The organism is Amycolatopsis sacchari (assembly GCF_900114035.1).
GTDB classification, from domain to species: Bacteria; Actinomycetota; Actinomycetes; order Mycobacteriales; family Pseudonocardiaceae; genus Amycolatopsis_E; species Amycolatopsis_E sacchari.
On record NZ_FORP01000045.1, the window covers coordinates 1 to 25,599 of the forward strand.

Sequence of the window (25,599 nt, forward strand, 5' to 3'; positions counted from 1 at the left end):
CGAATACTTCCTCGGTCGCGCCACCGTTTTGATCCCTTCGATTCCTTACAGGATAACCCGATTGGGTCCCTGTCCGGAATCTCCGAGGCACCCCACACCTGAGGTGGGTGGTCGAGTTGAGTGATCATCCCGTCGCCTGCGGTTTGTGCATATCACTTTGAGGACCAGCCGCAAGCCTGGCATAGCAACCGCCAGCGAGCAGGAAGGTTGCGGCTGCTCCTCAAAGTGATCGACCGGTTTCAGGCGACGGGATGATCACCCAACTCTTGTGCTGGGCCGTTGTTTCACAACGCCCGCGGCGCTGCCTTCAGATCCGCCACCAACGCTTCATACGCCGCATCTCTGTCCGGCGCTCGCAGCACCGACGATGGGTGCACCGCCGGCAGTACCTGCTCCGGCGTGCCTTCGAACTCCTCCGGGGCCTCGATCAACGTGCCCCGGTGCTCGGTGACCTTGAAGGACGGGCCCATCAGCGAAGACGCGGCCGTGGCGCCCAGCAGGATCACCAGCCGGGGCCGCACCGCCTTCAGTTCTGCCACCAGCCAGGGGCGGCACGCGACGATCTCGCCCCGGGACGGCTTCTTGTGGATCCGCTGCTTGCCGCGCTCGGAACGGGTGAACTTGAAGTGTTTCACCGCGTTCGTCACGTACACGCGCTCACGATCGATCCCCGCTTCGACGAGTGCGCGGTCCAGCAGTTTGCCCGCCGGTCCGACGAACGGTTCGCCTTCGCGGTCCTCGCGGTCTCCCGGCTGCTCCCCCAGTATCAGCACATCGGCCTCCGGCGGCCCCTCGCCGAAGACGGTCTGCGTGGCGTCCTGGTAGAGGTCGCAGCCCCGGCACCCGCGGGACGCCTCCCGCAACCGCGGCAACTCGAGGCTGCCGGGCACGAACTCGGAGGCGTCCCGCTTCGTCTTCGTGGCCGCCATGGCGTCAGCTCGGCCGCTCGACGTCACCACGCCAGGCGCCGGTCTCCCCGCCGCGGTGCTCGATGAACTCCTTGAACCGCCGCAGGTCGCCCTTCACGCGGTGGTTCAGCACGCCCAGCTTGTCGGCCACGTTCTCGACGAAACCCTCGGGGTCCACGTCCATCTGCGCGGTCACGCGCGTCGTCGCGTCGTTGAGGCGGTGGAACGTGACGACACCGGCGTGCGTGGGCCCGCTGTCGGACTTCCACGCGACCCGCTCGTCCGGGTGCTGCTCGGTGATCGTGGCGTCGAACTCACGCGTCTGACCACCGACCTTCGTCACCCAGTGCAGGTGCGTGTCGTCGAGCTGGCTGATCCGCTCGACGCCTTCCATGAACTCCGGGAAGGACTCGAACTGCGTCCACTGGTTGTACGCAGTCGTGACCGGAACCTCGACGTCAACGGTTTCGGTGATCGTGCTCATGTGTGCTCCCTTCTGCGGTCCCGATCCGGGTACCTCAGACAGGCAGGGCTACACGTCCTCGCCGGGTCTGGTCAGCCTGGTCAGCACGGCCTCCAGGTACTCCCGGGCGCGCTCCGGCGGCTCGTCGGGGGACTGCACGGCGGCCACCAGCCGGTCGGCCAGCTCCCGCAGCTTCACGTTCGCGCGCTGCGACGTCCCGATCAGCAGGTCGAACGCCGCCCCCGAGTCACAGCGGTAGGCGAGCATGATCATGCCCTTGGCCTGCTCGATGGTGGCCCGCGAAGCCATCGCCCGCTGCAGCCCGGCCGCCTCGCCGGCCAGCTCCGACAGCTGCTCGGCCTCCCGCAGCCGGGCGCTGGTGAGGTCCACGTAGTACCCGTGCACGGCCGAGGGCGCGTCGTCCTCGGTGTCGACGTCACCCACCACGACCACCGCCCGCGTGCTCTCGTCCGCGGCGGCGATGCGCTGCTGGCAGCTGAACGGCTGGCCGGTCCGCCGCGCCTGCTCGAACACCTCGGCGAGCGCCGGCCGGTCCTTCGGGTGGCCGTGCTTGGTGACCAGTGCCAGGTCCGGGGTCACCGAACCGGGCTGGTAGCCGTACATGAGGTAGATCTCCGAGGACCAGGACCACTGGCCGGTGCGGATGTCCCAGTGGTACATCCCGACCTGGTCGGCGCTCTGGCCCGCGGGCAGCGCGAACAGCGGATCCGGCTTGGTGGACATGCGGTGCGGCTCCTGTGCACGAGCTTTCGGTTACACGGGTGCCACGCTGCTGGACAATCCCAGGAAGCCAGATCATAGCCGGGAGATCCTCAGGCGCTGCGCCCCGTTCGCCGGAAAACCGCTACCGCCGCGTCGGTCAGGCCGAAGGCCTGAGCAGCACCTTGATCACCCCGTCGCGCTTCTCCTGGAACATGCGGTACGCCTCGGGCGCGTCGTCCAGGGGCAACCGGTGGGTCGCGAGGTCCGTCACGCCCAGCGGGTCCGCGCCGTCCTGGACGAGCGGAAGCACGTCGTCGATCCAGCGGCGCACGTTCGCCTGGCCCATCCGCAGCTGGACCTGCTTGTCGAACAGCTCCATCATCGGGATCGGGTCCACCATCCCGCCGTACACCCCGCTGAGTGAGATGGTGCCGCCGCGCCGGACCGTGCGGATGGCCTCGTACAACACGCTCAACCGGTCAAGGCCCGCCGTCTCGGTGACCTTCGCCGCGAGCGGCTTCGGCAGGAGGTTCACCATCTGGTGGGCGAGCCTGCCGACCGGCGCCCCGTGCGCCTCCATGCCGACCGCGTCGATCACCGAATCGGCCCCGCGGCCCCCGGTCAGCTCCCGCACCGCCCCGGCGAGGTCGTCGTGGTCGCGCAGGTCGAGGGTGGTGACGCCGTAGCGGGCGGCCAGCGTCAGCCGTTCGGGCACCAGGTCGACGCCGATCACCCGGCCGGCGCCGCGGTGCCCGGCGATGCGGCAGCACATCTGCCCGATCGGGCCCAGCCCGAACACGACGACGCTGCCGCCGACGGGCACCGCCGCGTACTCCACCGCCTGCCACGCGGTCGGCACGACGTCGGAGAGGTAGACGAACCGCTCGTCCGGCGGGCCGTCCGGCACCTTGATCGGGCCGTACTGCGCCTGCGGCACACGCAGGTACTCGGCCTGCCCGCCGGGGACCTGCCCGTAGAGCTTGGTGTAGCCGAAGAGGGCACCGCCCTTGCCGTGCTCGGTGACCTGCGTCGTCTCGCACTGCGACTGCAGGCCCTGGGTGCACATCCAGCAGTGCCCGCAGGAGATGTTGAACGGCACCACGACGCGGTCGCCCGGCTTGAGGCCGGTGACCTCGCTGCCCACCTCCTCGACGACGCCCATCGGCTCGTGCCCGAGGATGTCGCCCTCCTCCAGGAACGGCCCGAGCACCTCGTACAGGTGGAGGTCGGAGCCGCAGATGCCCGTGGAGGTGATGCGGACGATCGCGTCAGTCGGTTCCTCCAGCTTCGGGTCGGGCACCGTGTCCACCCGGACGTCCCGCTTCCCGTGCCACGCGACCGCCTTCATGCCCCGCCCCTTCCGCCTGTCCGGAACCGTTCCTGGCTCCGGTTAGCCGAGGGCGGGGGCGGCAAACCTACTCGTCCAGCCAGCCGTGCTCGTGGACGAGGTCGAGCACCGTCTTGCGCACCCGCAGCACCTGCTCGGCGGTGAGCGTCGGCACGCCGGACAGCAGGGCCTCGGTGAGCTCCTCCCGGAAGTCCAGCCCCGGCGGCAGGTAGTCCTCGTCGAGAGCGGCGCGGGAACTGCCGCGCACGATCCGCACGTTCGACGCCTTCGGCCCGCGCTCGCCATCCTCCACAGTGAACTCGACGACCGCGCCGGGCGCGATCAGCCGCTTGTCCACGTCGAGGTCGTTGACGTGCACGAACACGTCCTCGCCGCCGCCTTCCGGCGCCACGAAACCGTACCCGCGAATCTCGTCGAACCGGACGACCTTACCCGTGACCACCACAAACCCCGCCTCGGAAATTCCAGGGCCGAGAACCGCCCCAAGAGGATGTCGCGCCAAGGTACCGCCTCCGCCTCCACCGGCACAACGGCGGTGTGAAGCACCGCCCGTCCGGGTAAGCCCGACGGTATGAAACTGCTCTACAAACCGCTCAACATCCTGATCAGCGCGCTCGGGGGCGTGCTCGCCGGCGCGGTGTTCAAGCAGGCGTGGAAGGCGATCTCGGGCGACGACGAGGCGCCGAAGGCCACCGCCACCGACCGCAAGATCCAGGAGGTGCTGCTCGCGGCCGCGATCCAGGGCGCGATCTTCGGGCTCGTGAAGGCGGCCGTGGACCGCGGCGGCGCCCAGGCGTTCGAAAAGGCGACCGGCGAAAAGCTGGAGAAGGACTGACGGCTCACGGCACCGGCGGCAGGTGGGCGGCGTCGGGGAACATGGTCAGCGCCCGCAGCGCCGTGCCCAGCTCCGCCACGTCCGCCGGGTCGGTCAGCGAACGGCCGAGTTCGTCCGTGATCCGCTTGAGCCGGTGCCGCACGGTGTTCGGGTGGCAGTACACGCGCTCGGCGGTCGACTTCGTCGAGCCCCGGCAGTCGAACCACGCACGCAACGTCGTCAGCAGGACGGTGCGTTCCTCCGCCGGCAACCGCAGCACCGGCCGCAGGACCTGGTGCGCGAGCTGGGCGGAGGCCTCCGGGTCGCTCGCGACGAGGCCCGCCAGCGGCGATTCAGTGAACTGCACGGTCCCCGTGGTCCCCGGCACGAGGCTCTGCAGCGCCACGCGGGCCAGGTGCAGCGCCCGTGCGGTGTTCCCCAGCCCGGTGAACACGGGGCTCACGCCGACCCGCCCGGTCGCCATCTCCTCCAGCAGCACCAGGACCTTCTCCACCCCGTCCGCGGCGCGCAGTGACACCACCCCGACCTGCAGGTCCGGCGTGAGCCGCCAGGCCGACGCATAGCACCGCTCCCGGAGGAGGTTTTCGATACCGGGCAACGGTTCCTCGCCCAGCCCCGGCGTTTCTGCGGCGACCACGACGTAGGTGCCGTCGAGGGACAGGTCGAGCATCCTGGCGATGTCCCAGAGCGTGCCGTCGGTCGCCGTGCCGCCGGTGAACAACGCTTCCACCAGCGCGAGCCGGCGCTCGTGCCGGGTGCGGGTGATCTCGGCGAGCGTTTCGCGGTACGCCTCGGTGAGGGTTTCGGTGTACTCGTCGATCAACGCCCACAGCGCACGGGTCGCGGCCGCCAGCCCCGCGGTGTCCTCTTCGGACACAGCGACGTCCACGAACCGTTGCCACACCTCGGTGAACCCGATCCGGAACGCCCGCAGCAGCTCCGGCAGCGGCGCACCCTGGTGGGCGCGTTCCCTGCCGGTCGCAGCGGCCTGGCTCAGGTCGGGCGTGCCCGGCTCCCCCAGCGCCCGCAACAGGAACTCCAGGTTCGCCGCGCAGGACGCGCGGAGGTCCTCGTGCGACACGAAACGGGCCTGCCCGTAGACCGGCATCTCGGCGACGATCCGGGCGAACGTGTCCCGCGTCAGCTCCGGCAACCTGGCCCGCGCCGCGGCGGCCAGCCGCGCCACGGCCGGTTCGGCACCCGTGTACCGCATGGGTCGTCCTCACTTCCGGCACTCCCCGTCGAGTGCCTCCGCCGGAAGGAATCTAACCCGAAAGCGGGGCAGTGGCTACATCCGCGCCTCCGCGGTCTTGATCGCCTCCCGGATGCGGGTGTACGTGCCGCAGCGGCAGATGTTGCGGATGCCGTCGAAGTCGGCGTCGGTCAGCTCCCTGCCCGCCGCCTTGGCCTCCCGCACCTTGGCGATCGCGGTCATGATCTGGCCGGGCTGGCAGTACCCGCACTGGGCGACGTCGTGCTCCAGCCAGGCCTCCTGCATCGGGTGCAGCGCACCGGTCCGCTCGTCCTCCAGCCCTTCGATCGTGGTGATCTCGTCGGTGGGCTGGATGTCCGAGACCGGCACGGAACACGGGTTGAAGGCCTTGCCGTTGATGTGGCTCGTGCACGCCTTGCAGACGTTGAGCCCGCAGCCGTACTTCGGGCCGGTCACGCCGAGCAGGTCGCGCAGCACCCACAGCAGGCGCACGTTGTCCTCGGTGTCGACGGTGACCTGCTTGCCGTTCAGGACGAAAGTGTGTCGGGACAAGGTTTCTTCCTTCAGTGCGCGTAGGACAGGCCGTCGACGGGTGAGTCCGGGATGGACGGGACGCGGGGCAGCGGTTCGAAGCTCAGCGTGCCGTGGTTGATGGGGAAGCTGGTGGGCATCCTGCCGACGGCCCTGCCGTAGGCGCACGCGACCGCGGCCAGCGAGCTGGCGACGCCGAGTTCGCCAGCGCCGCCGGGTTCCCCGGTCGCCGGCATGACGATGATCTCCACCTCCGGCGGGGTGTTCCACTGGCGGGTGTAGAAGAAGTTGTCCCAGCTGCCTTCCAGCGGCAGGCCGTCCTGGATGTGCAGGCTTTCGGTCAGCGCCAGCGCGATGCCGTCGTTGATGCAGCCCATCATCTGGGCCTCCAGCCCGCGTGGGTTGATCGGCAGCCCGGCGTCCACGGCCATGACCGCCTTGGTGATCCGGGGGCCGGTCACGCCCTCGCGCACCTTGCGGTTGACGGTTTCGGGACGGCAGTCGATCTCGACGAGCACGGCGCTGCAGCTCTTGTACTCGGCGTGGAAGCCGATGCCCTGCGCCATGCCCGCGGGCATCTTCCGGCCCCACCGCCCGACTTCGGCGACCTTGTCCAGCGCGGCGCGGTACCGGTCGTCCTTGAAGAAGGACCTGCGGAACTCCAGCGGGTCCTTGCCCATCTTCGCGGCGAGCTGGTCGACGATCAGCTCCCGCGCGCACACCACGTTCGGCGAGTAGACGTTGCGCATGCTGCCGGTGTGGAACTTCAGCGGCACCTCGTTGAGCAGCTGCGTGGTGGCGCCGAAGTTGTAGGGCATGGACTGGGACAGCTCGAACACCGTCTGCGAGAACCCGACGTCGCCGACCGGCAGCTTGGCGGCGACGGCCGTGAGCAGCTCGCCGAGCCCGTGCCCGAAGTCGGTGGTGACGCTCGTGTGCCGCTGCTCGTAGCTGACGACGTTGCCCAGCGCGTAGTTCACGCGGATCCGCGAGAGCGACATCGGGTGCGCGCGGCCGTGCCGGAAGTCGTCGGTGCGGTGCCACATGAGCTTGACCGGCTTGCCGATCTTCTTCGAGAACTCGGCGGCCTCCAGCGCGGCGTCGCCGAACAGCTTGCGGCCGAAGGATCCGCCGCCCTGCACCACGTGCACCTTCACCGCCGTCACCGGCAACCCGAGCGACGTCGCGACCTGCTCCTGCGTGACGATCGGCGACTTGAGCGCGGCCCAGATCTCGGCCCGGTCGGCGCGGACGTCGGCGATGGCGCAGTTGGTCTCCAGCGCGCTGTTGCTGGCGAAGGCGAACGTGAACTCGGCGTCGATCGAACCGGTCAGGACGGGCGGGACGACCATCGGCAGCGTCGCCGCCCGCAGCTTCTTCAGCACGCTCGCGTCGGACTCCGCGGCGACCGGGCCGGGGTTCCAGTTCACCTTCAGCGCCCGCACGGCGTCCATGCAGTGCGTGATGGTGCGCCCGCGCACCGCCACGCCGGTGGAGATGACCGCGACGTCGGTGATGCCGGGCATGGCCTTGACCTCGGCGAGGTTGGCCACCGAGGCGACGGTGCCGCCGATCGTCGGCGGACGGCACACCATCGCGGGCAGCGCGTCCGGCACCTGGAGGTCCATCGTGAAGCGCTTGCGGCCGGTGACGGCGTCCCTGGCGTCGATGCGGTTCTGTGGGGTGCCGACGAGCTTGAACTGCGACGTCGCCTTGGGCTGGGCGGTGACCTCCTCCAGGCGGCTGCTCGCGGCGGCTTCGGCGAGCGAACCGTAGGTGGCGGTCTGCCCCGCACTGGAGGTGATGGCTCCATTGTGGACGGTGAGGCTCGACGGCGCGACACCCCACTGCGCGGCGGCGGTGGCGAGCAGCCGGGCGCGGGCGATCGCGGAGACCGTGCGGACGGGCGTGTACATCGAGCGTACCGAGTTGGAGCCGCCGGTGAGCTGGTTGAACACCAGCTCCGGGCGGGCGTCGGCGAGCGTGACGTGCACCTTGTCCAGCGGCAGGTCCAGCTCCTCGGCGATGAGCATCGCGATGGTGGTCGTGATGCCCTGCCCCACCTCGGCCCGCGGCAGCGCGAAGGACACCGTGTCGTCGCGGTTGACCTGCAGCGCGATGAGGCCGGACGTGGGTGCGGCCGCGAGGGTCAGGGCGTCGCCGAGGTCGAGCAGGTCGGCGGGTTCGGGCGGGGACGGGACGGCGGCGCCGGCCCGCGCCGGGGCGAGGGTGTCCACCCCGAGCCGGGCGGCCACCGCGAGGGTCGGGGCGGCCAGCAGGTACCCGAGGAAGCGGCGGCGTTCCAGCCCGGGCAGCGGCGATCGGCGTTGATCTGCCATCGAAGTCCTCTCAGCACTGACAGTGACCGCGGTCACGATAGAAAGCGCTTGCCCGGCGGGTCAACGATCCGTAGCCGTCCGTGCGGATTTCTGTGACGAGGTGACAGCGGAACTCGCCAGAACTGTGACGCGGACACAGCCGAATGTCGTACGACGTACGCCCGGACGGCGCAGAAAGGGCCCGGCGCGCGCGTGCGCCGGGCCCTTCTGCGGCGGTCAGTTCGCGTCGTGCAGCAGTACGCCGCGGATGTTCTTGCCGTCGCGGAGGTCCTGGTAGCCCTCGTTGACCTGCTCCAGCGTGTAACGCCTGGTGACCAGCTCGTCGAGCTTGATGGCGCCCGCCTGGTACAGGCGCAGCAGGCGGACGATGTCGTACTGCGGGTTGGCCGAGCCGAACAGCGTGCCCTTGATCGTCTTCTCGAACAGCGTCAGCACGCCGCCCGACACGTGCACGGTGAGCTTCTCCGGGTTCGCCAGGCCCGTGATGACCACCGTGCCGCCCTTGCCGACGGTGTTGAACGCGGCGGTCACCACGTCCTCGTCCACGGTGCCGACGGTGATCAGCGCCTGGTCGGCCATCTGGCCCCACGTCAGCTCGGCGACCTTCGTCATCGCCTCCTCGGCGGTGGCGAAGGCGTGCGTCGCGCCGAGTTTGAGCGCCGACTCGCGCTTGAACTCCACCGGGTCGACCACCACGACGTTCAGCGCGCCGGCGTGCGCGGCGCCCTGCACCGCGTTGATGCCGATACCGCCGACGCCGTAGACGACCACGGTGTCGCCCGCACGCACGCCACCGGCGTAGTTCGCCGTGCCCCAGCCCGTCGGCACGCCGCAGCCGACCAGGACCGCGGTCTCCAGCGGCAGCCAGTCGTCGACCTTGACGACCGAGTGCTGGGAGATCGTGGCGCGCTCGGAGAACGTGCCCAGCATGCACATCGCGCCGTAGTCGGTACCGCCGCGGTGGAAGCGGAAGCTGCCGTCGGGCAGGTGGCCCTCGAGGATCGTCGCCCCCATGTCGCACAGGTTCGACCGGCCGGTGGCGCAGTAGCGGCACGTGCCGCAGTTGGGGATGAAGCTGCAGACGACGTGGTCACCCGGTTTGACCTTCGTGACGCCGGGGCCGACGTCCTCGATGATCCCGGCGCCCTCGTGCCCGCCGATGATCGGGAACCGGGGCACGAGGTCGTTGTCGATGAGGTGCAGGTCGGAGTGGCAGAGCCCCGCGGCGGTGTATTTGATGAGCACCTCGCCTTCGCGGGGGCCGTCGAGGTCGAGTTCCTCGATTTCGAAGGGCTTGTGCGGATCGTGCAGGACAGCGGCTTTCGTCTTCACGACGCTCTCACCTCTTTGTGATGCCGGTCGCGGACTCGGACGGCTTCATCATGACATCCGAGACAAGCGTCTCGACAGACTTAAGTAGACTTTCCACCCACCGGAGCAAGGTTTCCCGGCCCTCTTCCGCACTCGCACCCCGCGGATCGCCGAGCACCCCGCTGGGGCTGACCGCACGCACACCTCCCTCCCGCAATCGATCCAGCAGAGCCGGAAGTGGTTCGGTGACACCGGTTTCCAGCCGGTCCAGCCGGTCCAGCCGGACGGCCGACGGTCGCAGCGCCAGCATCACCGACGTTTCCGTGCGCCCCGCATGGGAATCGCCGGACGGACCGGTGGGACACCAGGCGCCCACGGCACGTCCCTCGTACCGCAGCGTGTTCACCGCGCGGCGCAACGGTTCCACGTTGCCACCGTGCGCGCACACGAGAACGACCGCCGAGAACGCGTCGGCGGAGCGCCCGAGTTCCACCAGCACCCGCTCGGTCGCGTCCTGCCCGATGGACAGCGTGCCGGGGAAACCCGCGTGCTCACCGCTGGATCCATACGGCAGCGCGGGTGCGACCACGACGTCGTCCCGCCGCCGCGCGAGTTCTTCGCACAACGCGACGGCGATCTCCGTGTCAACCGTGAAGGGCAGGTGCGGGCCGTGCTGCTCGGTCGCGCCGATCGGCACGGCGAGCAACTTCGGCCGGAGCTCGGGCCAGGTGACGTCCTTCATTTCTTGCCCGGCCAGTTGGAGAAGTCAGGCACCAGCGGCAGGAAGTTTCGTTCTCGCAGGCAACTTCGCCAAACCCCGGCGCCGTAACACAGGTCGTCTGCGGTGCGGGCGAGCAGCCACCGCGCCGGATCGAGATCGGGCCGCGCCTCCCGCCACTCCGCGAGGTGCCGGGCGAGCGCCAGCGCGAGCAAGGCCCGTCCTCGCCGCGTGGCGAGCAACAGCGGCACCGCCACCGGCCCCCAGGTCCGCGTCAGCACGTCGGCGAGGTACCTGCCCGCCCTGAGATGACCGCGCAGGGCGATGGTCAGCGATTCCCGCGCGGGCACCCCGAGCGGGCGGAGTTTCCGAGGCAGCAACGCGGCCGTGCCCAGTGCGACCGCCACGCCGAGCGCGGGACGCCGGGCGGCCACGAGTCCCCACGCGAGCGCGGTCCAGCCGGAGATCCGCAGCGGCGCGATCGCCTGGTGCCCGTGCCGCCGGGCGAGCGGGGCCGCCGACGTGCCGTAGTCGAACCGCTGCCGCGCCCACGCGCGCCACGTCTTCCGCGGCACGTGCAGCACCTCGGCGGCGGGTTCGTAGCGCACGCGCCCGCCCCGGGCGACGAGGCGCCAGACCAGGTCGACGTCCTCACCGAACCGCAGCCGCTCGTCGAATCCGCCCAGCTCACGCAACGCCGCCGTCCGGACGACCAGCGCCGCCGTGGGCACGTAGGTCACGCGGCCACCCTGGCGGACCGGCGCAGGCCCGTCGCCGAGGTCGAGTGACGAACGGGCGGTTTCGTACCGCGCCAGGACGGAACTGCCCGGGGTGCTGCGGATCCGGGGCGCGACGGCGACCACCGCCGGGTCCTCGAAATGCGGCAGCAGCGGGTCGAGCCAGTCCGGTGGTGCCGTGGTGTCGGCGTCGAGGAACGCGGTGAGTTCCGTGGTGACGTGGGCCAGCCCGGTGTTGCGCGCCGCAGCGGGACCACGGGCGACCGGATGTCGTTGTGCCGCACCGGAAATGGGCACTCGCGAGCCGTCGTCGACCACGACGTCCGCTTCCGGCAGCGTTTCCGGGTCGCGGGCGGGCACGACGACCGTGACGTCGGCGCGCGTGAGGTGGGCCTCCCCGTACACCGGGTGCGCCATCCCGGCGTCGATGAGCCGGTCCGCGAGCTTCCGGTGCTGCGGGCTCTCGGCGACGAGCGCCCCGTCGCGCCACTCCCGCACGAGCCGCGCCCCTGCCTCCGACAACCGCAGCACGCGCAGGGGCGCGCCGCCGAGGATGGCGCGGCCGAGCAGTTTCGTGCCGGGGTCGAGGCGCAGCTCCAGCTTCATGCCGTGAACCCCCCGTCCGCGTGCACGACGGTGCCCGTGATCGCCGAGGACTGCTCGCCGCACAGCCAGCACACGGCGGCGGCCACCTCGTCCGGGTCCAGCAGCCGCTCCACGAGCTGGTGCTGTGCGAACTCCTCGACGTCGGCCAGCCCGTAGAGGTCGGCCGTGGCGTCGAGCATCGCCGTGCGGGTCGAGCCGGGTGAGACGGCCGTGGCGGTGATCCCGCTGCCCCGCAGGTCATGGGCCAGTCCGCGGATCAGCCCCACCACGGCGTGCTTCGCGGCGTTGTACCCCGCGAGGTGCCACAACCCGCGGTGCGCGGCGGCGGACGCGAGCGCGACGAACCGGCCGGAGCGCGGCTCGGGCCGCCGCAGCATCGCGGGCACGGCCGTACGCGCGAGGTTGAACACGCCGCGCACGCCGACGTCGAACAACGCGTCCCACTCCGCGTTCGTGGTGTCCCACAACGGTTTCCCGCCCGCCATCACCGCGGCGGCCGCGACGGCGGCGTCCACCCCGCCGAACTCCTGCTCGGCGAGTGCGACCGCTTCGGCGACCGCCCGCGGGTCACGGACGTCCGCGAACACGTCGAGGACCTGCCCCGGCCAGCGGCGGGCGAGCGCGATCAGTTCCTCGCGGCCCGCCGGGGAGTAGGCGAGCCCCGGCAGGTCCGCGCCCAGGTCCACGGCGACGACCCGCCACCCGTCCCGCGCGAGGCGGCCGACGACCGCGGCGCCGATGCCGCGCGCCGCTCCGGTCACCACCGCCACCCTCGTCATTCCGCGTACCCGTGCCGACGCAGGTAGTCCAGCAGTTCGCGCGCCGCTTCCTCCGGTGTCGCGGGCCGGACCAGCTGGGGCGGGGTGCGCTCGACGAGCGCCCCGGTGAGCGCGAGCAGCCGCTGGTGCGGCGCGGCCTCCCGCGGTACCGGCAACGCGCGGGGACGCGGCGAGTACGCCCTGGTCCCGCCCGCCCGCAGGTACCGCAGCGAACCAGGACGCGCGACCGGGATTTCCGCGCGCCGGGCGGCGATCGTGGCGGGCAGCGACGCCCTGCGGAGACCGAGGTCGGCCGGTTCGACCGAGCACACCGCGGGTGGGCCGAACACGAGCCGCTCACGGCGCCCGCCGTCGAGCCGGCGCACGCCCCGCAGCTCCTCCCCCGCCACCGTCAGCTCGACCAGGCCGAGTGCCTGGCACGCACCGAGCCGCTGCGCCAGGAACGCCGGGGTGCTGCCGGTGCCGCGGTCGGCCGAGTGGTCCCCGCACACGACGACGTCCGGCCGGTCCGGCAGCCCGTCGAGCAGCAGCCGTGCGGTCTCGCTGCCGTCCTCGGTGATCGTCTCGGCCAGGGCCTCGACGCGGATCACCTCGTGCGCGCCCACCGCGAGCGCCTCGCGCAGCACCTCGTCCGCCTCGCGCGGTCCGACGGTGACGGCTAGGCACCGCCCGTCGAACGCCTCCGCGATCCGCAGCGCGTGCTCCAGCGCCACCCGGTCGGCGGCACTCGCCCCGCTGGTGCGCGGGTCGGTGCGGACCTCGCCGGTGAGCGGGTCCACGGTCGCGCGCTGGTCGCTCCAGCGCAACGCGGCCACGACGAGCATCGCTACCCCTTCCGGAACACGACGCCGGCGCCCCCGTCGGGGTAGCTCCAGCTGATCGCGCCCTCGCCGTCGCAGATCTGGTAGCAGGTCCCGCATTCGAAGCACTGCTCGTAGTTGAACAGGATCCCGCCGTCGCTCGTGGGCACGAACAGGTCGGCGGGGCACGCGTGCACGCACGCCTTGGTGGTGCACGAACGGCAGACGTCGGTGTCCACCACGATGTGCGGGCGTTCGCCGACGCGGAACTCCACAGTGGACAGCACGTCCGCGAACGCGGGTTCCGCGTACCGCCGGTCGGTCATCGCAGCCCCCGCATCCCGGTCCACGCGTCCCGCGCGAGCTCGCGCAGGCGCACGCCGTTGTCCTTCGCACTGCGCAGCAGGAGCTTGCGCAGCCCCGGTTTCGGCAGCGGGTTGTCGACCTGGAACAGGCCCTGCACCAGGTCGCACACGAAACCCGGGTAGTTGCGCTGCACCCGGTCCGACAGCACGAGGCCGGGGAGCTGCCGCAGCCGGCGGTGGTCGGCGAGCACGAACGAGTCCTCCAGCAGCTTCCGGTAGCCGGACAGCCCCCGCCGCGACACGTCGCCGGCGGCCAGCGCGGCGGCGGCCGCGCGCCCGGCGTACATCCCGGCGCCGAGCGCGAAGTTCACGCCCTCCAGCCAGATCCCGGCGGCGAGGCACATCGCGGCGGCGTCCCCGGCGACCAGCATCCCGTCGCCGACCAGCTCGGGCATCGCGTGGTAGCCACCCTCGGGGATCAGGTGCGCGGAGTACTCGATCTGCTCCCCGCCCTTGATCAGCGGCGCGATCGCGGGATGCCGCTTGAGGTCCGCGACCAGCTCCTCCGGCCGCGTCCCGCCGTCCCGCACGCCTTCGAGCCCCAGCACGACGCCGATGCTGACCGAGTCGAGGTTCGTGTACAGGAAGCCCCCGCCGGGGATTCCCCTTGTGCAGCCCAGGATTTCGATGTCCACGCCGTCGCGTCCGGTGACCCCGAACCGCTCCTCGATCGTCTGCCGCGGCAGTGCGAGCGTCTGTTTGACGCCGAGCGTCAGGTGCGCGGACTCCCCGCCCACCGGGTACATCCCGGCTTCCTTGGCGAGGAACGAGTTCACCCCGTCGCACGCGATCACCACACCCGCCGTGAGGTCGCCGTCCGGCCGGTCGGTGCGCACCCCGACGACGGCACCGGAGGTGTCGCGCAGCAGGCCGGTGGCCACGGTGGAGGGGATCAGCACGGCCCCCGCCTCGACGGCCAGCTCGGCGAGCCACGAGTCGAGGTCCGCGCGGTGGGCGGTCGCCCCGTTGTACGGCGGCTTGCCCCAGTCCTGGGTGCGGAAGTCGAGAGTGAGCGCCTGCGTCGGCGTCATCACCATCGTCGAGCGCCGGGTCACCCAGCGCTGCACGGGCATCCGTTCCCACCACCGCGGCACCAGCTCGTCGAGGATGCGGCCGTAGACCACCCCGCCGTAGACGTTCTTCGAGCCGGGGAACGGTCCCCGCTCGACGAGCGCGACGGAGTGCCCGACCCGCGCCACCTCCAGCGCGGCGGCCGAGCCCGCGGGCCCGGCACCGACCACGACGACGTCGAAGGTCCTCGTCGATTCGCCGACGACGGTGGACCGCGAATCCGGTCCGGCGTAGGTCATCGCACCTCCAGCAGCCGGGCCAGTTCGGCGAGCACGGCGGGCGCGTCGGCGACGATGCCCAGGTCCGCCATCGCCGTCATGGGGCAGGACGGATCGGTGTTGACGCTCACGACGTGCCCGGGGCTGCCGAGCCCGCCGAGGTGCTGTGCCGCGCCGGAGATCCCGAACGCGACGTACAGCTCGGGGTGCACCACGACACCGGTGGTGCCGATCTGACGCTGGTAACCGGTCCACCCGGCGTCGGTGACGACGCGGGTCGCGCCGAGTGAGGCGCCGAGCGCGGCGGCCACCTCGCCCAGCAGCTCCACGGCCTCCGGGCCGCCGAGGCCCGCCCCGGCACCGAAGATCCGCGGCGCTTCGGCCAGGTCCACCGTGCCCGGTTCGGGGTCGAGCACTTCGACGACCGTCACGTCCCGAGCATCGGCCTCCGGAAGTGAGATCCCGGTCAGCGTCTGTGCTTCCGCCGGAGCCGGACCGCGCACCCCGGGTTGCAACGTGGCGACGAACGGGCCGTCTGCCACCAGGTCCACGCACACGCGGCCACCCCAGCGCGCCACTTCCGCGCCCGTCTCGTTCACCCGGATGGCCCCGGCCAGCAGCGGGCGCCGGAGTTCGGCGGCGAGGCGGGGCGCGAGGTCCCGCCCGTCGGCGGAGGCGGGCAGGAGCACGCGCTCGGTGTCGCGCAGCACGGCCGCGAGCTGGCGGGCCCAGCGGCCGGGGGCGAAGGTGCCGTTGTCGGCGAGCCAGCCCGCGGACAGGGACGGCAGCTCGGTCGCGGCCTTGTCGGCCCCGGTGCCGACGAGCAACGCCGCGCCACCGGCCTCGGCGATGGTCTCGTCCGCGCCCAGCGGCAACACCCCATCACGCACCACGAGGACGGCCAGCACGCGGTTCACAACGCCACCCCCACGCGATGCCCCTCGACGACGGCGGCGTGTGCCCGGCGTGGGGTGAGGCAGTCCCCCACGCGGTGGACGGGGAACGGCGCGCCCTTCAGCTGGTGCCACAGGTCGTCCTCGGGGGCCTGGTGCGTCGCGCACACCACCCAGTCACACGCCAGCTCCGCGGTGACGCCGGTGGTGTGGGTGAGCACCTGCAACACGACCCGACCGTCCTTTTCGGACGCTGCCAGCACCACCTCGTCGGTGTGCTGTGTGATGCCTTTCGCGTGGGCACGCACGTTGAACGTCTCCATGTCCAGCGTCACGCCGAGGTCCTGGCCGACGACCATGCCGGACGTGGACAGCCGCACCGAGCACCCGCGGTCGGCGAGCAGTTCCGCGACGGACGTGGCCTGGTGGAAGCCGAGGTCGTCGAGCACCACGACCTCGCCCTCGGGCGCGGCACGGCCTTCGAGCACGTCCCGCACGTCCACCACCCGGTCGAGCCCACCCGCCCAGTGAGGCGCCTGGGGTTTCGCACCGGTCGCGAGCACGACAGCATCCGGGGACTCTGACCGCAGCAGCTCGGCGGTGGCTTCGGCGCCGGTCTTGACGTCCACGCCGTAACGCTGGCACTCGGACAGCAGATTCCGCACCACGTCGAGGAATTCGGCGCGGCTCGGGATGCTCGCGGCGAGCGCGACCTGACCGCCCGTGCTCTCGGCGCGCTCGAACAACGTCACGTGGTGCCCGCGCTGCGCCGCCGTCGACGCCGCCTGCAACCCGCCCGGTCCACCGCCGACGACGAGCACCCGCTTCGGGCGCGGCCCCGGAGTCGGCAGCGGCACGCTTTCCTTGCCAGTACGCGGGTTCTCGATGCAGCCCAGCCAGCGGTTGAGCCCCATCCTGCCGACGCACTCCTGGTTGCACGACAGGCAAGTGCGGATCTCGGGCGCGTGCCCCGAGCGGGCCTTCGCCGCGAAGTCCGGGTCGGCGATCTGCCCGCGCACCACGCCGACGAGGTCGCAGTGCCCCTCCTCGAGTGCCCGTTCCGCCTGCACCGGGTCCTTGATCCGGCCGACGCCGACGACCGGCAGCCGCACCGCCTCGCGGATGGCGTTGGAGATGAACAACGCGTACCCCGGCGGGATGGCCATCGACGCCTCGATCATGAACAACGTCGAGGTCGCCACGCCGATCGAGGTGTTGATGTAGTCGACCTTGCCGGTCGCCTCCACGAGCTTCGCGACTTCGACGGCTTCGTCGATCGTCGTACCGCCCTCGATCAGCTCGTCCCCGCACAACCGCACGCCCAGCGCGCGCCCCAGCCCGATCGCCTCCCGCACGGCATCGATGATCTCCAGCAGGATGCGGGCGCGGTTTTCCAGCGAGCCCCCGTAGGCGTCGGTGCGCTTGTTCGTCGCCGGGGACAGGAACCCGCGCACGATCGACGAGTGCGAGCACTGGAGTTCCACGCCGTCGAACCCGCCCTCGGCGCAGTGCCCCGCGACGGTGCCGTATCCCGCGACGACCTCGGCGATCTCCCGCGTGTCGATGGCCTTGGGCACCTCGCGGAACATCGGGTCCGGCACCGGCGAGGGAGCCCACACCGGCAGCCGCGAGTACATCGACGAAGCCTGCCCGCCGTTGTGGTTGAGCTGCGCGAGGATCGGCGTGCCGTGGGCGTGCACGGCCTCGGTGATGCGCCGGTAGCCCGGGATCACGTCGCGGGAGAAGCCGTGGATCAGCTTCTCGTACGGCCAGTCGGTGCGGTGGGTGGAGTGCTCCTCGGTGATGATCAGCCCCGCGCCGCCGGCGGCACGCGCCGCGTAGTACTCGGCGTGCTGCTCGGTCGGCAGGCCGTCCTGTGCGTAGTTCGTCAGGTGCGCGGAGAACACGATCCGGTTGCGCACCACGAGCGGGCCGAGCCGCAGCGGGGAGAACAGGTACCTCATACCAGCACCTCGTTCACCGACAACGCCGCGCGACGGCCTTCGAGGATCGCCTCGTGCACCGTGCGGGGCGCGACGCAGTCCCCCGCCCTGAGCGCGCCGGGCAACGTGTCCGGCAGCCGGTGTCCACAGTGGACGACCACCGCCGCGGGCAGCTCCCGGCGCTCGGCGGTGAACACGTCTTCGAGCACCACGTGATCGGGCCGCACCTCACGCAGCAGCGACCGCTTGGCGAGCGTGACCCCGGCCTGCTGCAGGCGCGTGTTGGCGTCGGCGAGGTCGCCGGTCAACGCGAGCTGCGTCCCGATCACCTGGTCCTGGCTCACGATCGTGGTCGGCCTGCCCTGCGCGGCCAGCAGTTCCGCCATGCCCACGCCGACGAAGTCCCCCACGGGATCGGCGACCACGACCGGTCCCGGCGGCAACTCGGCGCCGTTGAGGAAGTCGACGACGTCGACGACACGCCCGTGCACCGCGTAGTTCCGGGGCCCCGGCACGGATCCCGTCGCGACGATCGCGCCCTCCGGCACGTCGGTGACCTCCACGCCGGTGATCACCCGCACGCCGAGGCGGCTCACCTCGGACTCCAGCCAGTCGGCGAGGCGCGCCAGCCGGGAGCGGCCGCCGACCCGCGCCGCGACCCGCAGCATCCCGCCCAGGTGGTCGGACCGTTCGCGCAGCTCCACGCGGTGCCCGCGCATCGCCAGCACGCGCGCCGCCTCCAGCCCGGCCGGACCGCCGCCGATCACGAGCACGTCCCTCGGCGCATCGGCCCCCGTCGGCAGCGGGTCCTCGGTCTCGTGCCCGCTGCGGGGCTCGCCGATGCACGAAACGACGGGGTTGCGGTTGTCCCGCACGCGGCACTTCTGGTTGGACAGCACGCACGGCCGGGGCGCCGCGCCCGCCCGCACCTTCTCGACCAGCGAGGGGTCAGCGACCTGCGCCCGCGTCATCTCCACCAGCGCCGCGACGCCGTCGTCGAGCGCCTGCTGGGCCTGCCCGGGATCGACCACGCTGCCCTGCAACACCGTCAGCGTGCGCCCCTCGACGGCTTCGGTGATCCGGCGGCACAGCTCGACGTTGAAGCCCGGCTCGGTGTGCAAGTCAGGCCTGGTGGCGGAAGCGCTCATCGCCGAACCCCGCACGGGCACGAGGTAGTCGACCGAGGCGGCGAGGTCCGCGGCGAGCACCGCCGCCTGCTCGGGTGTGAGCCCGGCCCAGGGCGCCAGCTCGTCACACGACAGCCGCAGCCCGATGATGCGGTCGCCGACAGCCTCCCGCACCACGCCGAGGACTTCCCGCAACAGCCGCGACTTGTCCGTGCCGTACTCATCGCCGCGCTGGTTCGTCAGCGCGGAGGAGAACTGCCGCAGCACCGAGTACTGCCCCGCGTCCAGCTCGACACCGTCCACTCCGGACTCCGCGGCGAGTGCCGCCGACTCACGGAAACCCTCGACGAGCGCCCGGATCTCGGTGTCTTCCATCTCCATCGGCAGTTCACGACTCGCCACATCAGGCACCCGCGACGGCGCCCACAACGCCGACTGCCCGTACGCCGACGACCCCTGCGAACCCGCATGCCCGAGTCCCGCGACGACGAGTGTCCCGTGTGGACGGCAGGCCTCGACGACGGACACCCACCCAGGACCGCACAACACGGCGAGCGGCGCCCGTTCGTACGGCCAGTCGGAGTCGTGGACGCTCGCCGTCTCGGTGACGATCATCCCCGCGCCGCCCGCGGCACGCGCCGCGTAGTAGGCGACGTGGCGTTCGGACAGCACCCGGCCGCGCGCGAGGTTCGTCTCGTGCGGCCCGAAAAGCACGCGGCTGGGCGCGGTCCTCCCCGCGATCTCGACGGGGGCGGTCAGTGCGGCCATCACAGCCCGGCGAGCGGGCTGGTGTCACACGCGCGGTCCGGCCGGGGCGGACCGAAGCCGATGCTCACCGGCACCTTGCGGCTCTTCCGGTGCGAATGGTCCACATCGGACCGTGGTGCCGCGCCGACGGTCGCCAGCGCGCGGGCACCGTGGCCCTGCACGCATTCCGGGTCGGGGCCGTCGAGCGGCAGGCCGGTGAAGAACTTCGCCGCCATGCAGCCGCCCTGGCAGGAGTCGTAGGCGGAGCAGGACGTGCACGCGCCGCCGGTCTGCGGCCCGCGCAGGCGGGTGAACAGCTCCGACTCGCGCCACACGCGGCCGAACCCGCCCTCGTCGCGGACGTTGCCCGCCAGGAACTCGCGGTGGATCGCGAACGGGCACGCGTAGACGTCGCCGACGGGGTCGATCAGGCACACGACCCGGCCGGCGCCACACAGGTTGAGCCCGGGCAGCGGGTCCGAGCCGAGCGCGTTGAGGTGGAAGAACGAGTCGCCGGTCAGCACCTTCTCGCCGCGCGCGACGAGCCAGTCGTACAGCTGGAGCTGCTGCTCGGCGGTCGGGTGCAGCTCGTCCCACACGTCCGCGCCGCGTCCGGACGGCCGCAGGCGGGTGATGCGCAGCTGCGCCCCGTAGGTGTCGGCGATCTCGGCGAACGCGTCGAGCTGGCCGACGTTCTGCCGCGTCATCACGACGCTGAGCTTGAAGTCGCGGAACCCGGCGTCCCGCAGGTTCGTCATGGCGCGGATCGCGGTGTCGTACGAACCGGGCCCGCGGACGGCGTCGTTGACGTCCGCGGTCGCCCCGTCGAGCGAGATCTGCACGTCCACGTAGTCGGTCGAGGCGAGCCACCGCGCGCGCTCCGGGGTGAGCTTGACGCCGTTGGTGGAGAACTTGACCCCCACCTGGTGCGCCACCGCGTAGGAGACCAGCTCCCAGAAGTCGGGGCGGACGGTCGGCTCCCCGCCGCCGATGTTGACGTAGAAGACCTGCATGCGCTGCAGCTCGTCGATCACGGCCTTGCACTCCGCCGTGCTCAGCTCACGCGGGTCGCGCCTGCCCGAGGAGGACAGGCAGTGCACGCAGGAGAGGTTGCACGCGTAGGTCAGTTCCCACGTCAGGCAGATCGGGGAGTTCAGGCCTTCCTTGAAGTGCTCGACGAGCTTCATCGCACGCCTTTCAAATCCGTCGCTCGATGGTTCCGGTGCGCTCCAGCCCTTCGAGCGCCTTGAGGTAGGACGGCCGCTGGTCCGGCGGGACCCCGGCCGCGTCGAGGGTGGTGTGCACGTCCGGCTGCTCCTCCAGCGTGCGCACCACCTCGACCAGCAACTTCGTCTTCAGGAACGACAGCCTGCGGGTGCCGAAGTCGTACGCGAGCGCTCCGAAGGGCTCGGGCCGGAGCGCGATGCGCGGTGAGCACCGGTAGGGCTGTTCGGGCTCGAACACGACGGTCAGTACACCCCGCACATACCGTCGATGGAGACCTCCTCGACGAGCAGCTCCTCCTCCACCAGAGCCTCGTCGCGCGTCTGGGGGACCTGCTGGGTCTCGGACATGGGATGCTCCCTTCGCCAGCGGCCGCCACGGTGCGGCCCGCGTCACAGACAATAATGGCACCCAGTGCCGAATGGAAGAGGCGATGACCGAGCAACCGGGTTCGCGGGCGGGCAGGCGCCCGATCACGTCGCGCGCGGAGGTCGAGCACGCGGCGTTCGAACTGTTCGCCCGGCAGGGTTTCGAGCGCACGACGGTCGACGACATCGCGCAGGCCGCCGGTATCGGCAGGCGCACGTTCTTCCGGTACTTCCCGTCGAAGAACGACATCGCGTGGGGCGACTTCGACAGCGAGCTGGAGCGGCTGCGCAAGCGGCTGGCCGGCTACCCGCCCGAGGTCCCGCTGGGCGACGCGATCCGCGAGGCGCTTGTCGAGTTCAACCGGATCGATCCGGAGGAGGCGCCGTGGCACCGGCGCCGGATGGAGCTGATCCTCACCACGCCCGCGCTGCAGGCGCACTCGACGCTGCGGTACGCCGACTGGCGGCAGGTGATCGCGGAGTTCGTCGCCGACCGCCTCGGCGTGCCCGCGGACTCCCTCGCCCCCCAGGCGATCGCGTACGCGACCCTCGGCGTCGCGCTGGCCGCGTACGAGCAGTGGCTGCGCAGCCCGGACGCGGAGCTGCCCGAGCTGCTGACCGCCGGGATGCGCGAGCTGAGCGCCGCCGTCGGCTGACCGCGTCGCGCGGAGCGGGCTCGGTCTCTACGATCTCGGGTGTGCTGCTCCCGCGTGGTTCCCAGGCCATCAGCCCGACCGGCCATTACACCGGGTACGTGTGGGTGCGGCACGGGCTGGCGCCGGCGGAGCTGGCGACCCCCGAGGGGCGGGTGCTGTTCCACGCGCTCGAACCCGCGATGCGGGTGAGCAGGCTGCTGGGGCGGCCGACGTTCGAAGGGCTGCTCGTCGCGCGGCACCGGATGCTCGACGTGCTGCTGGCCGGCGCGATCGACCGCGGTGAGGTCGGGCAGGTGGTCGAGATCGCGGCCGGGCTCTCGGCGCGGGGCTGGCGGTTCAAGCAGCGGTACCCGGTGACCTATGTGGAGGCCGACCTGCCGGGAATGGCCGCCCGCAAGAGAAAACTACTGGAGCGGCTCGACGGCCCGCTCCCGCGCGTCGAGACGATCGACGCGCTCGCCGACGACGGTCCGCACAGCATCCACGCGCTGGCGGACACGCTCGACCCGTCGGTCGGTACCGCGATCATCACCGAAGGCCTGCTGAACTACTTCGACCGCGACGCGGTGACGGGCATGTGGCGCCGTTTCGCCGAAGTGCTCCGGCGGTTCCCCGAGGGCGCCTACTTCGCGGATCTCGTGCTGCAACCGCGGTCCATTGTGGAACGCATCGGCGCCGGCGTGCTCTCGGCCGTCGTCCGCGGTCGCGTGCACCTGCATTTCGCCGACGAATCGGAAGCCGCGCAGGCTTTGCGGGAGTCGGGTTTCCCGGCCGCGGAATTGACACGAGCGGGCCAGGATGACCCCGGCGCGCGGCTCTCCCACGTGATCGACGCGTGGACTTGACCGGTTCGGTCGCGAATCCTCACCGGACCGCGACCGAACCGGACGAATTGTCGATTAGAGAATTCCGCCGAGCGGCCCGCTCTTGCCGCCGAGGAGGCCACCGAGCAGCCCGTTCAGCAGGTTGCCACCACCAAGCCCGCCCAGCTGGGCCGTCCGCGCCTGCGCAACGTCCTGGTGCGTCGCGGAAGTTTCGGCCAGCGCGGGTGCGGCGGAAATGGCCGTAGCCGCCCCCGCCAGCGCGAGCACGGTGATCCCCCGGCGGATTTTCCGCGAATTGTTCACGATTTCTCCCTTTGCGGTGTCGTTTCGGGTTGGTGAGCCACCAACCTAAAACGCATCGCACCCGTTCGCAGTGCGGCTGAATACAACAACCCGAACGAGCGGTTTTCAGTCCTCCGCGAGGTTGCGCACACAGGAGGTGAGCGCTTCCAGCAACACCTGCTGCTGCGAGGAATTCAGCCCGCGGCACATCCGCTTTTCCACCCGGCGCACCGCCACACTCGCGGTGTGCAGTTGCTCGCGCCCGGTCGACGTCAGTTCCGTCGGCAGCTCCCGGCCGCGCGGGGCGGCGGCAGGCCGGGTGACGAGGCCGCGTTCTTCGAGACCGCGGAGCACGACGTTCATCGACTGGCGGGTGACGAACGCGCCGCGCGCGAGCTCGGCGTTGGACAAGCCGGGGCGCTGGCCCAGCAGTTCCAGGCACGCGTACTGCGGCACGGTCAGCCCCAGCGGGCGCAGCGCCACGTCCATCGCACCCCGCAGCGACACGGCCGCCTGCTTGAGCACGTACCCGACGGCGCTCTCGACGGGACCGACCACCTCTTGACTCATGTCAGGATTCTGACATACCGTGGTCGATGTCAGGACTTTGACATCGAAGGAGTCTCGCATGACCGTCACCGGACCCGACTTCATCGCACTGCAGGTGCGCGACCTCGAGCGCGCCGCCTCGTTCTACGAGGAGCAGCTCGGGCTGGACCGCGCCGAGGTGAGCCCGCCGCACGCGGTCGTGTTCGCGACGACCCCCGTCGCCTTCGCCGTGCGGGAACCGCTTCCCGGCGTCGACCTCGACGCCGGACGTCCCGGCCTCGGTGTGGCGCTGTGGCTGCACGCGGACGACGCCCAGACGCTGCACGACAAGCTGGCGGAGGCCGGCGTCCCGATCGTCGCACCGCCGTTCGACGGCCCGTTCGGCCGCACGTTCACGTTCACGGACCCCGACGGTTACGCGGTGACCGTGCACGACAAGCAGTGAGCCCCCGAGGTCATCGACGGGCGGACGCGGCGTGGTCCGACGCCGCGTCGATGACCTCCTCCAGCACGTCGCGGGAGTTGCGCAGCTCGGCGATCATCCGGTCGATGCGGTCGCGTTCGGCGGCGAGTTCGGCGACCAGTCGCGGGGTGGCAATCTCGGCGGGGCCGCCGTCCGCGTCGCGCATGCACGGCAGCAGGTGGGCGATCTTCCTGCTGTGCAGCCCGGCCGCGAACAGCTCCTGGATCCGGATGACGCGGTCGACGGCCTGCTCGGGGTAGTCGCGCTGGCCGCCGGGCGTGCGGGCCGGCGTGAGGAGCCCCTGCTGCTCGTAGTACCGCAGCGACCGCTCGCTGACCCCGGTCCGCCGCGCGAGCTCCCCGATCCGCATGCCTGCCCCCTGCACACTTGAACCTGACACCAATGTCAACTCTTACCTTGCCGGCATGGCGGAAAACAAGCTCTTCACCTACAGCCCGATCTCCGAGCGGCCCGCGATCACCTGGCCCGGTGGCGCCAGGGTCGCGGTCTACGTGGGGCTCAACGTCGAACACTTCCTCGTCGACCGGCCGTCCACCAGCATCTGGCCGGGTTCGGCGAACCTGGTGCCCGATCCGCTGAACTACGGCTGGCGGGACTACGGTGCGAGGGTCGGCATCTGGCGCACGATCGAAAGCCTGGACCGCCACGGCATCCGGGCGAGCGTGCTGCTGAACTCCGCGGTCGCCCACCACTACCCGCAGATCATCGAGGCCGGTCGCGCGCGGAACTGGGCCTGGCTCGCACACGGCCGCACCAACTCCATCCTGCACACCGGCATGGAGCGTGACGAGGAGCGGCAGTTCCTCACCGACGTGATCGACACCATCGCCACCGCCACGGGACAGCGGCCGCGCGGCTGGATGGGACCGGGCCTGACGGAGACCTTCCACACCCCGGAACTGCTCGCCGAACTCGGCCTGAGCTACGTACTGGACTGGACCAACGACGATCAGCCCTATCCGCTGACCGTGCCGGGGATGATCAGCGTCCCGTACTCGGTGGAGCTCAACGACCTGATCCTGTTCGGCAAGGGCTGCAGCGGTCCGGAGTTCGTCCGCATGGTGCGCGACCAGTACGAACAGCTGCACGCCGATTCCGAACACAGCGGCCGGGTGATGGCCCTCGCACTGCACCCGTTCGTCATCGGCCAGCCCTTCCGGCACAAGTACCTCGACCAGGCACTCGAGTTCCTTGCGGGACAGGAGGGTGCGTGGCTGACGACCAGCGATGAGATCGCGGAGGAGTACCTGCGTCAGCACCCGACCCACCCCACCCGACCCCGAGAGCTGGGTGATCATCCCGTCGCCTGACACCGGCGAGGCATTCTTTTCTTTTGCTGCTCTCGCCTGAGTGCCCGGGTACCGGGGTCCACCGGCGCTGGCGCGCCTGCTCGGGCGGCCCCACCCCCGCCCCATCCCCTTGATGGTTTAACGGTTGGCTCACCGCGTCAAGGGCGCCTCAGTGTGAGGGTGTGGGTGGGCTGTGGCTTGGTGGTTATGGTCCGGTTTGGTTGCGTGGTGACTGGCAAGGGCGCTGC

At 71.2% G+C, this 25,599-nt stretch carries 29 protein-coding genes; 5 read left to right on the forward strand and 24 right to left on the reverse strand.

From position 1 onward, the window contains the following. Positions 1-284 precede the first annotated feature (284 nt). The 5 genes from BMZ92_RS35585 to BMZ92_RS35605 all read right to left on the reverse strand — a co-directional run bounded on the left by BMZ92_RS35585 (position 285) and on the right by BMZ92_RS35605 (position 3,884). On the reverse strand, positions 285-929 hold the full coding sequence (locus tag BMZ92_RS35585) for a UdgX family uracil-DNA binding protein (RefSeq protein ID WP_091517014.1): 645 nt from the start codon (positions 927-929) through the stop codon (positions 285-287). A 4-nt stretch (positions 930-933) separates the two neighbouring features. Then, complete coding sequence (locus tag BMZ92_RS35590; protein WP_091517016.1) at positions 934-1,392, reverse strand: SRPBCC family protein; 459 nt, start codon at positions 1,390-1,392, stop codon at positions 934-936. 48 nt (positions 1,393-1,440) lie between these two features. Next, positions 1,441-2,115 (reverse strand): PAS and ANTAR domain-containing protein, encoded by a 675-nt coding sequence (locus tag BMZ92_RS35595; RefSeq protein WP_091517018.1) that lies wholly within the window; start codon positions 2,113-2,115, stop codon positions 1,441-1,443. A gap of 136 nt (positions 2,116-2,251) precedes the next feature. Beyond that, positions 2,252-3,442, reverse strand: a complete 1,191-nt coding sequence (locus BMZ92_RS35600) for a zinc-dependent alcohol dehydrogenase (RefSeq protein ID WP_091517020.1) — start codon at positions 3,440-3,442, stop codon at positions 2,252-2,254. A gap of 67 nt (positions 3,443-3,509) precedes the next feature. Further along, the gene (locus BMZ92_RS35605; protein ID WP_091517077.1) at positions 3,510-3,884 is read right to left on the reverse strand and encodes a cold-shock protein; all 375 of its coding nucleotides are present in this window, start codon (positions 3,882-3,884) and stop codon (positions 3,510-3,512) included. A 129-nt stretch (positions 3,885-4,013) separates the two neighbouring features. Here BMZ92_RS35605 and BMZ92_RS35610 point away from each other — a divergent pair, with 129 nt between their 5' ends. Then, complete coding sequence (locus BMZ92_RS35610; RefSeq protein WP_091517023.1) at positions 4,014-4,277, forward strand: DUF4235 domain-containing protein; 264 nt, start codon at positions 4,014-4,016, stop codon at positions 4,275-4,277. A gap of 4 nt (positions 4,278-4,281) precedes the next feature. On the opposite strand, the gene BMZ92_RS35615 is transcribed toward BMZ92_RS35610, so the two are convergent. From BMZ92_RS35615 to mftA, 16 genes are all read right to left on the reverse strand, one after another. Continuing rightward, positions 4,282-5,490, reverse strand: coding sequence for a PucR family transcriptional regulator (locus tag BMZ92_RS35615; RefSeq protein WP_091517026.1), 1,209 nt, complete (start codon positions 5,488-5,490; stop codon positions 4,282-4,284). 75 nt (positions 5,491-5,565) lie between these two features. Next, entirely contained in the window at positions 5,566-6,042 is a 477-nt protein-coding gene (locus tag BMZ92_RS35620) for a (2Fe-2S)-binding protein (protein ID WP_091517029.1), read from the reverse strand. Between the two features lie 11 nt (positions 6,043-6,053). Next, complete coding sequence (locus tag BMZ92_RS35625) at positions 6,054-8,360, reverse strand: xanthine dehydrogenase family protein molybdopterin-binding subunit (protein ID WP_091517031.1); 2,307 nt, start codon at positions 8,358-8,360, stop codon at positions 6,054-6,056. A 216-nt stretch (positions 8,361-8,576) separates the two neighbouring features. Further along, positions 8,577-9,692, reverse strand: coding sequence for an NDMA-dependent alcohol dehydrogenase (locus tag BMZ92_RS35630; protein ID WP_091517034.1), 1,116 nt, complete (start codon positions 9,690-9,692; stop codon positions 8,577-8,579). Between the two features lie 7 nt (positions 9,693-9,699). Beyond that, positions 9,700-10,413: a mycofactocin biosynthesis peptidyl-dipeptidase MftE gene (mftE, locus tag BMZ92_RS35635; protein WP_091517036.1), complete on the reverse strand. Its 714-nt coding sequence runs from the start codon at positions 10,411-10,413 to the stop codon at positions 9,700-9,702. Then, positions 10,410-11,732, reverse strand: coding sequence for a mycofactocin biosynthesis glycosyltransferase MftF (gene mftF, locus BMZ92_RS35640; RefSeq protein WP_091517037.1), 1,323 nt, complete (start codon positions 11,730-11,732; stop codon positions 10,410-10,412). Before mftF ends, mftE begins: the two co-directional genes overlap by 4 nt. After that, the gene (locus BMZ92_RS35645; protein ID WP_091517040.1) at positions 11,729-12,511 is read right to left on the reverse strand and encodes a mycofactocin-coupled SDR family oxidoreductase; all 783 of its coding nucleotides are present in this window, start codon (positions 12,509-12,511) and stop codon (positions 11,729-11,731) included. Before BMZ92_RS35645 ends, mftF begins: the two co-directional genes overlap by 4 nt. Then, positions 12,508-13,335 (reverse strand): mycofactocin-associated electron transfer flavoprotein beta subunit, encoded by an 828-nt coding sequence (locus BMZ92_RS35650; RefSeq protein WP_177229021.1) that lies wholly within the window; start codon positions 13,333-13,335, stop codon positions 12,508-12,510. The genes BMZ92_RS35645 and BMZ92_RS35650 overlap by 4 nt, the downstream gene beginning before the upstream one ends. A 2-nt stretch (positions 13,336-13,337) precedes the next feature. After that, complete coding sequence (locus BMZ92_RS35655; RefSeq protein WP_091517046.1) at positions 13,338-13,637, reverse strand: ferredoxin family protein; 300 nt, start codon at positions 13,635-13,637, stop codon at positions 13,338-13,340. Beyond that, positions 13,634-14,986: an FAD-dependent oxidoreductase gene (locus BMZ92_RS35660; protein ID WP_091517049.1), complete on the reverse strand. Its 1,353-nt coding sequence runs from the start codon at positions 14,984-14,986 to the stop codon at positions 13,634-13,636. The genes BMZ92_RS35655 and BMZ92_RS35660 overlap by 4 nt, the downstream gene beginning before the upstream one ends. Then, positions 14,983-15,882 (reverse strand): mycofactocin-associated electron transfer flavoprotein alpha subunit, encoded by a 900-nt coding sequence (locus BMZ92_RS35665; RefSeq protein WP_091517051.1) that lies wholly within the window; start codon positions 15,880-15,882, stop codon positions 14,983-14,985. The genes BMZ92_RS35660 and BMZ92_RS35665 overlap by 4 nt, the downstream gene beginning before the upstream one ends. Then, positions 15,879-17,822, reverse strand: coding sequence for a mycofactocin system FadH/OYE family oxidoreductase 2 (locus BMZ92_RS35670; RefSeq protein WP_091517053.1), 1,944 nt, complete (start codon positions 17,820-17,822; stop codon positions 15,879-15,881). The genes BMZ92_RS35665 and BMZ92_RS35670 overlap by 4 nt, the downstream gene beginning before the upstream one ends. After that, positions 17,819-19,696: a mycofactocin system FadH/OYE family oxidoreductase 1 gene (locus tag BMZ92_RS35675; protein WP_177229022.1), complete on the reverse strand. Its 1,878-nt coding sequence runs from the start codon at positions 19,694-19,696 to the stop codon at positions 17,819-17,821. Before BMZ92_RS35675 ends, BMZ92_RS35670 begins: the two co-directional genes overlap by 4 nt. Then, positions 19,696-20,862 (reverse strand): mycofactocin radical SAM maturase, encoded by a 1,167-nt coding sequence (mftC, locus tag BMZ92_RS35680; RefSeq protein WP_091517057.1) that lies wholly within the window; start codon positions 20,860-20,862, stop codon positions 19,696-19,698. Before mftC ends, BMZ92_RS35675 begins: the two co-directional genes overlap by 1 nt. A 10-nt stretch (positions 20,863-20,872) precedes the next feature. Continuing rightward, a complete protein-coding gene (mftB, locus tag BMZ92_RS35685; protein ID WP_091517060.1) occupies positions 20,873-21,160 on the reverse strand; it encodes a mycofactocin biosynthesis chaperone MftB in 288 nt (95 codons plus the stop codon). After that, positions 21,145-21,249 (reverse strand): mycofactocin precursor MftA, encoded by a 105-nt coding sequence (gene mftA, locus BMZ92_RS35690; RefSeq protein WP_091517061.1) that lies wholly within the window; start codon positions 21,247-21,249, stop codon positions 21,145-21,147. The genes mftB and mftA overlap by 16 nt, the downstream gene beginning before the upstream one ends. Before the next feature lie 83 nt (positions 21,250-21,332). Here mftA and mftR point away from each other — a divergent pair, with 83 nt between their 5' ends. Both mftR and BMZ92_RS35700 read left to right on the forward strand, forming a co-directional pair. Then, on the forward strand, positions 21,333-21,923 hold the full coding sequence (gene mftR / locus BMZ92_RS35695; RefSeq protein ID WP_091517064.1) for a mycofactocin system transcriptional regulator: 591 nt from the start codon (positions 21,333-21,335) through the stop codon (positions 21,921-21,923). A gap of 41 nt (positions 21,924-21,964) precedes the next feature. Further along, the gene (locus BMZ92_RS35700) at positions 21,965-22,768 is read left to right on the forward strand and encodes a class I SAM-dependent methyltransferase (RefSeq protein WP_091517066.1); all 804 of its coding nucleotides are present in this window, start codon (positions 21,965-21,967) and stop codon (positions 22,766-22,768) included. A 54-nt stretch (positions 22,769-22,822) separates the two neighbouring features. Here the strand turns inward: BMZ92_RS35700 and BMZ92_RS35705 are convergent, their stop codons facing one another. Both BMZ92_RS35705 and BMZ92_RS35710 read right to left on the reverse strand, forming a co-directional pair. Then, entirely contained in the window at positions 22,823-23,050 is a 228-nt protein-coding gene (locus BMZ92_RS35705) for a hypothetical protein (protein WP_091517068.1), read from the reverse strand. A 105-nt stretch (positions 23,051-23,155) separates the two neighbouring features. Then, on the reverse strand, positions 23,156-23,599 hold the full coding sequence (locus BMZ92_RS35710) for a MarR family winged helix-turn-helix transcriptional regulator (protein WP_091517070.1): 444 nt from the start codon (positions 23,597-23,599) through the stop codon (positions 23,156-23,158). Between the two features lie 58 nt (positions 23,600-23,657). On the opposite strand from BMZ92_RS35710, the gene BMZ92_RS35715 reads away from it, so the two are divergent. Next, positions 23,658-24,023, forward strand: coding sequence for a VOC family protein (locus BMZ92_RS35715; protein WP_091517072.1), 366 nt, complete (start codon positions 23,658-23,660; stop codon positions 24,021-24,023). Positions 24,024-24,033: 10 nt separating this feature from the next. Here BMZ92_RS35715 and BMZ92_RS35720 read toward each other — a convergent pair whose 3' ends face one another. After that, a complete protein-coding gene (locus BMZ92_RS35720) occupies positions 24,034-24,411 on the reverse strand; it encodes a MerR family transcriptional regulator (RefSeq protein ID WP_091517073.1) in 378 nt (125 codons plus the stop codon). 55 nt (positions 24,412-24,466) lie between these two features. On the opposite strand from BMZ92_RS35720, the gene BMZ92_RS35725 reads away from it, so the two are divergent. Beyond that, positions 24,467-25,372: a polysaccharide deacetylase family protein gene (locus tag BMZ92_RS35725; protein WP_091517075.1), complete on the forward strand. Its 906-nt coding sequence runs from the start codon at positions 24,467-24,469 to the stop codon at positions 25,370-25,372. Positions 25,373-25,599: the final 227 nt, after the last annotated feature.

What these genes read in the sequence shown, in the direction of transcription:
- BMZ92_RS35585 (WP_091517014.1), bottom strand. Translation starts at nt 929, where the DNA reads ATGGCGGCCACGAAGACGAAGCGGGACGCCTCCGAGTTCGTGCCCGGC.
- BMZ92_RS35590 (WP_091517016.1), bottom strand. Translation starts at nt 1,392, where the DNA reads ATGAGCACGATCACCGAAACCGTTGACGTCGAGGTTCCGGTCACGACT.
- BMZ92_RS35595 (WP_091517018.1), bottom strand. Translation starts at nt 2,115, where the DNA reads ATGTCCACCAAGCCGGATCCGCTGTTCGCGCTGCCCGCGGGCCAGAGC.
- BMZ92_RS35600 (WP_091517020.1), bottom strand. Translation starts at nt 3,442, where the DNA reads ATGAAGGCGGTCGCGTGGCACGGGAAGCGGGACGTCCGGGTGGACACG.
- BMZ92_RS35610 (WP_091517023.1), top strand. Translation starts at nt 4,014, where the DNA reads ATGAAACTGCTCTACAAACCGCTCAACATCCTGATCAGCGCGCTCGGG.
- BMZ92_RS35615 (WP_091517026.1), bottom strand. Translation starts at nt 5,490, where the DNA reads ATGCGGTACACGGGTGCCGAACCGGCCGTGGCGCGGCTGGCCGCCGCG.
- BMZ92_RS35625 (WP_091517031.1), bottom strand. Translation starts at nt 8,360, where the DNA reads ATGGCAGATCAACGCCGATCGCCGCTGCCCGGGCTGGAACGCCGCCGC.
- mftE (WP_091517036.1), bottom strand. Translation starts at nt 10,413, where the DNA reads ATGAAGGACGTCACCTGGCCCGAGCTCCGGCCGAAGTTGCTCGCCGTG.
- mftF (WP_091517037.1), bottom strand. Translation starts at nt 11,732, where the DNA reads ATGAAGCTGGAGCTGCGCCTCGACCCCGGCACGAAACTGCTCGGCCGC.
- BMZ92_RS35645 (WP_091517040.1), bottom strand. Translation starts at nt 12,511, where the DNA reads ATGACGAGGGTGGCGGTGGTGACCGGAGCGGCGCGCGGCATCGGCGCC.
- BMZ92_RS35650 (WP_177229021.1), bottom strand. Translation starts at nt 13,335, where the DNA reads ATGCTCGTCGTGGCCGCGTTGCGCTGGAGCGACCAGCGCGCGACCGTG.
- BMZ92_RS35655 (WP_091517046.1), bottom strand. Translation starts at nt 13,637, where the DNA reads ATGACCGACCGGCGGTACGCGGAACCCGCGTTCGCGGACGTGCTGTCC.
- BMZ92_RS35660 (WP_091517049.1), bottom strand. Translation starts at nt 14,986, where the DNA reads ATGACCTACGCCGGACCGGATTCGCGGTCCACCGTCGTCGGCGAATCG.
- BMZ92_RS35670 (WP_091517053.1), bottom strand. Translation starts at nt 17,822, where the DNA reads ATGAGGTACCTGTTCTCCCCGCTGCGGCTCGGCCCGCTCGTGGTGCGC.
- BMZ92_RS35675 (WP_177229022.1), bottom strand. Translation starts at nt 19,696, where the DNA reads ATGGCCGCACTGACCGCCCCCGTCGAGATCGCGGGGAGGACCGCGCCC.
- mftC (WP_091517057.1), bottom strand. Translation starts at nt 20,862, where the DNA reads ATGAAGCTCGTCGAGCACTTCAAGGAAGGCCTGAACTCCCCGATCTGC.
- mftA (WP_091517061.1), bottom strand. Translation starts at nt 21,249, where the DNA reads ATGTCCGAGACCCAGCAGGTCCCCCAGACGCGCGACGAGGCTCTGGTG.
- mftR (WP_091517064.1), top strand. Translation starts at nt 21,333, where the DNA reads ATGACCGAGCAACCGGGTTCGCGGGCGGGCAGGCGCCCGATCACGTCG.
- BMZ92_RS35710 (WP_091517070.1), bottom strand. Translation starts at nt 23,599, where the DNA reads ATGAGTCAAGAGGTGGTCGGTCCCGTCGAGAGCGCCGTCGGGTACGTG.
- BMZ92_RS35715 (WP_091517072.1), top strand. Translation starts at nt 23,658, where the DNA reads ATGACCGTCACCGGACCCGACTTCATCGCACTGCAGGTGCGCGACCTC.
- BMZ92_RS35720 (WP_091517073.1), bottom strand. Translation starts at nt 24,411, where the DNA reads ATGCGGATCGGGGAGCTCGCGCGGCGGACCGGGGTCAGCGAGCGGTCG.
- BMZ92_RS35725 (WP_091517075.1), top strand. Translation starts at nt 24,467, where the DNA reads ATGGCGGAAAACAAGCTCTTCACCTACAGCCCGATCTCCGAGCGGCCC.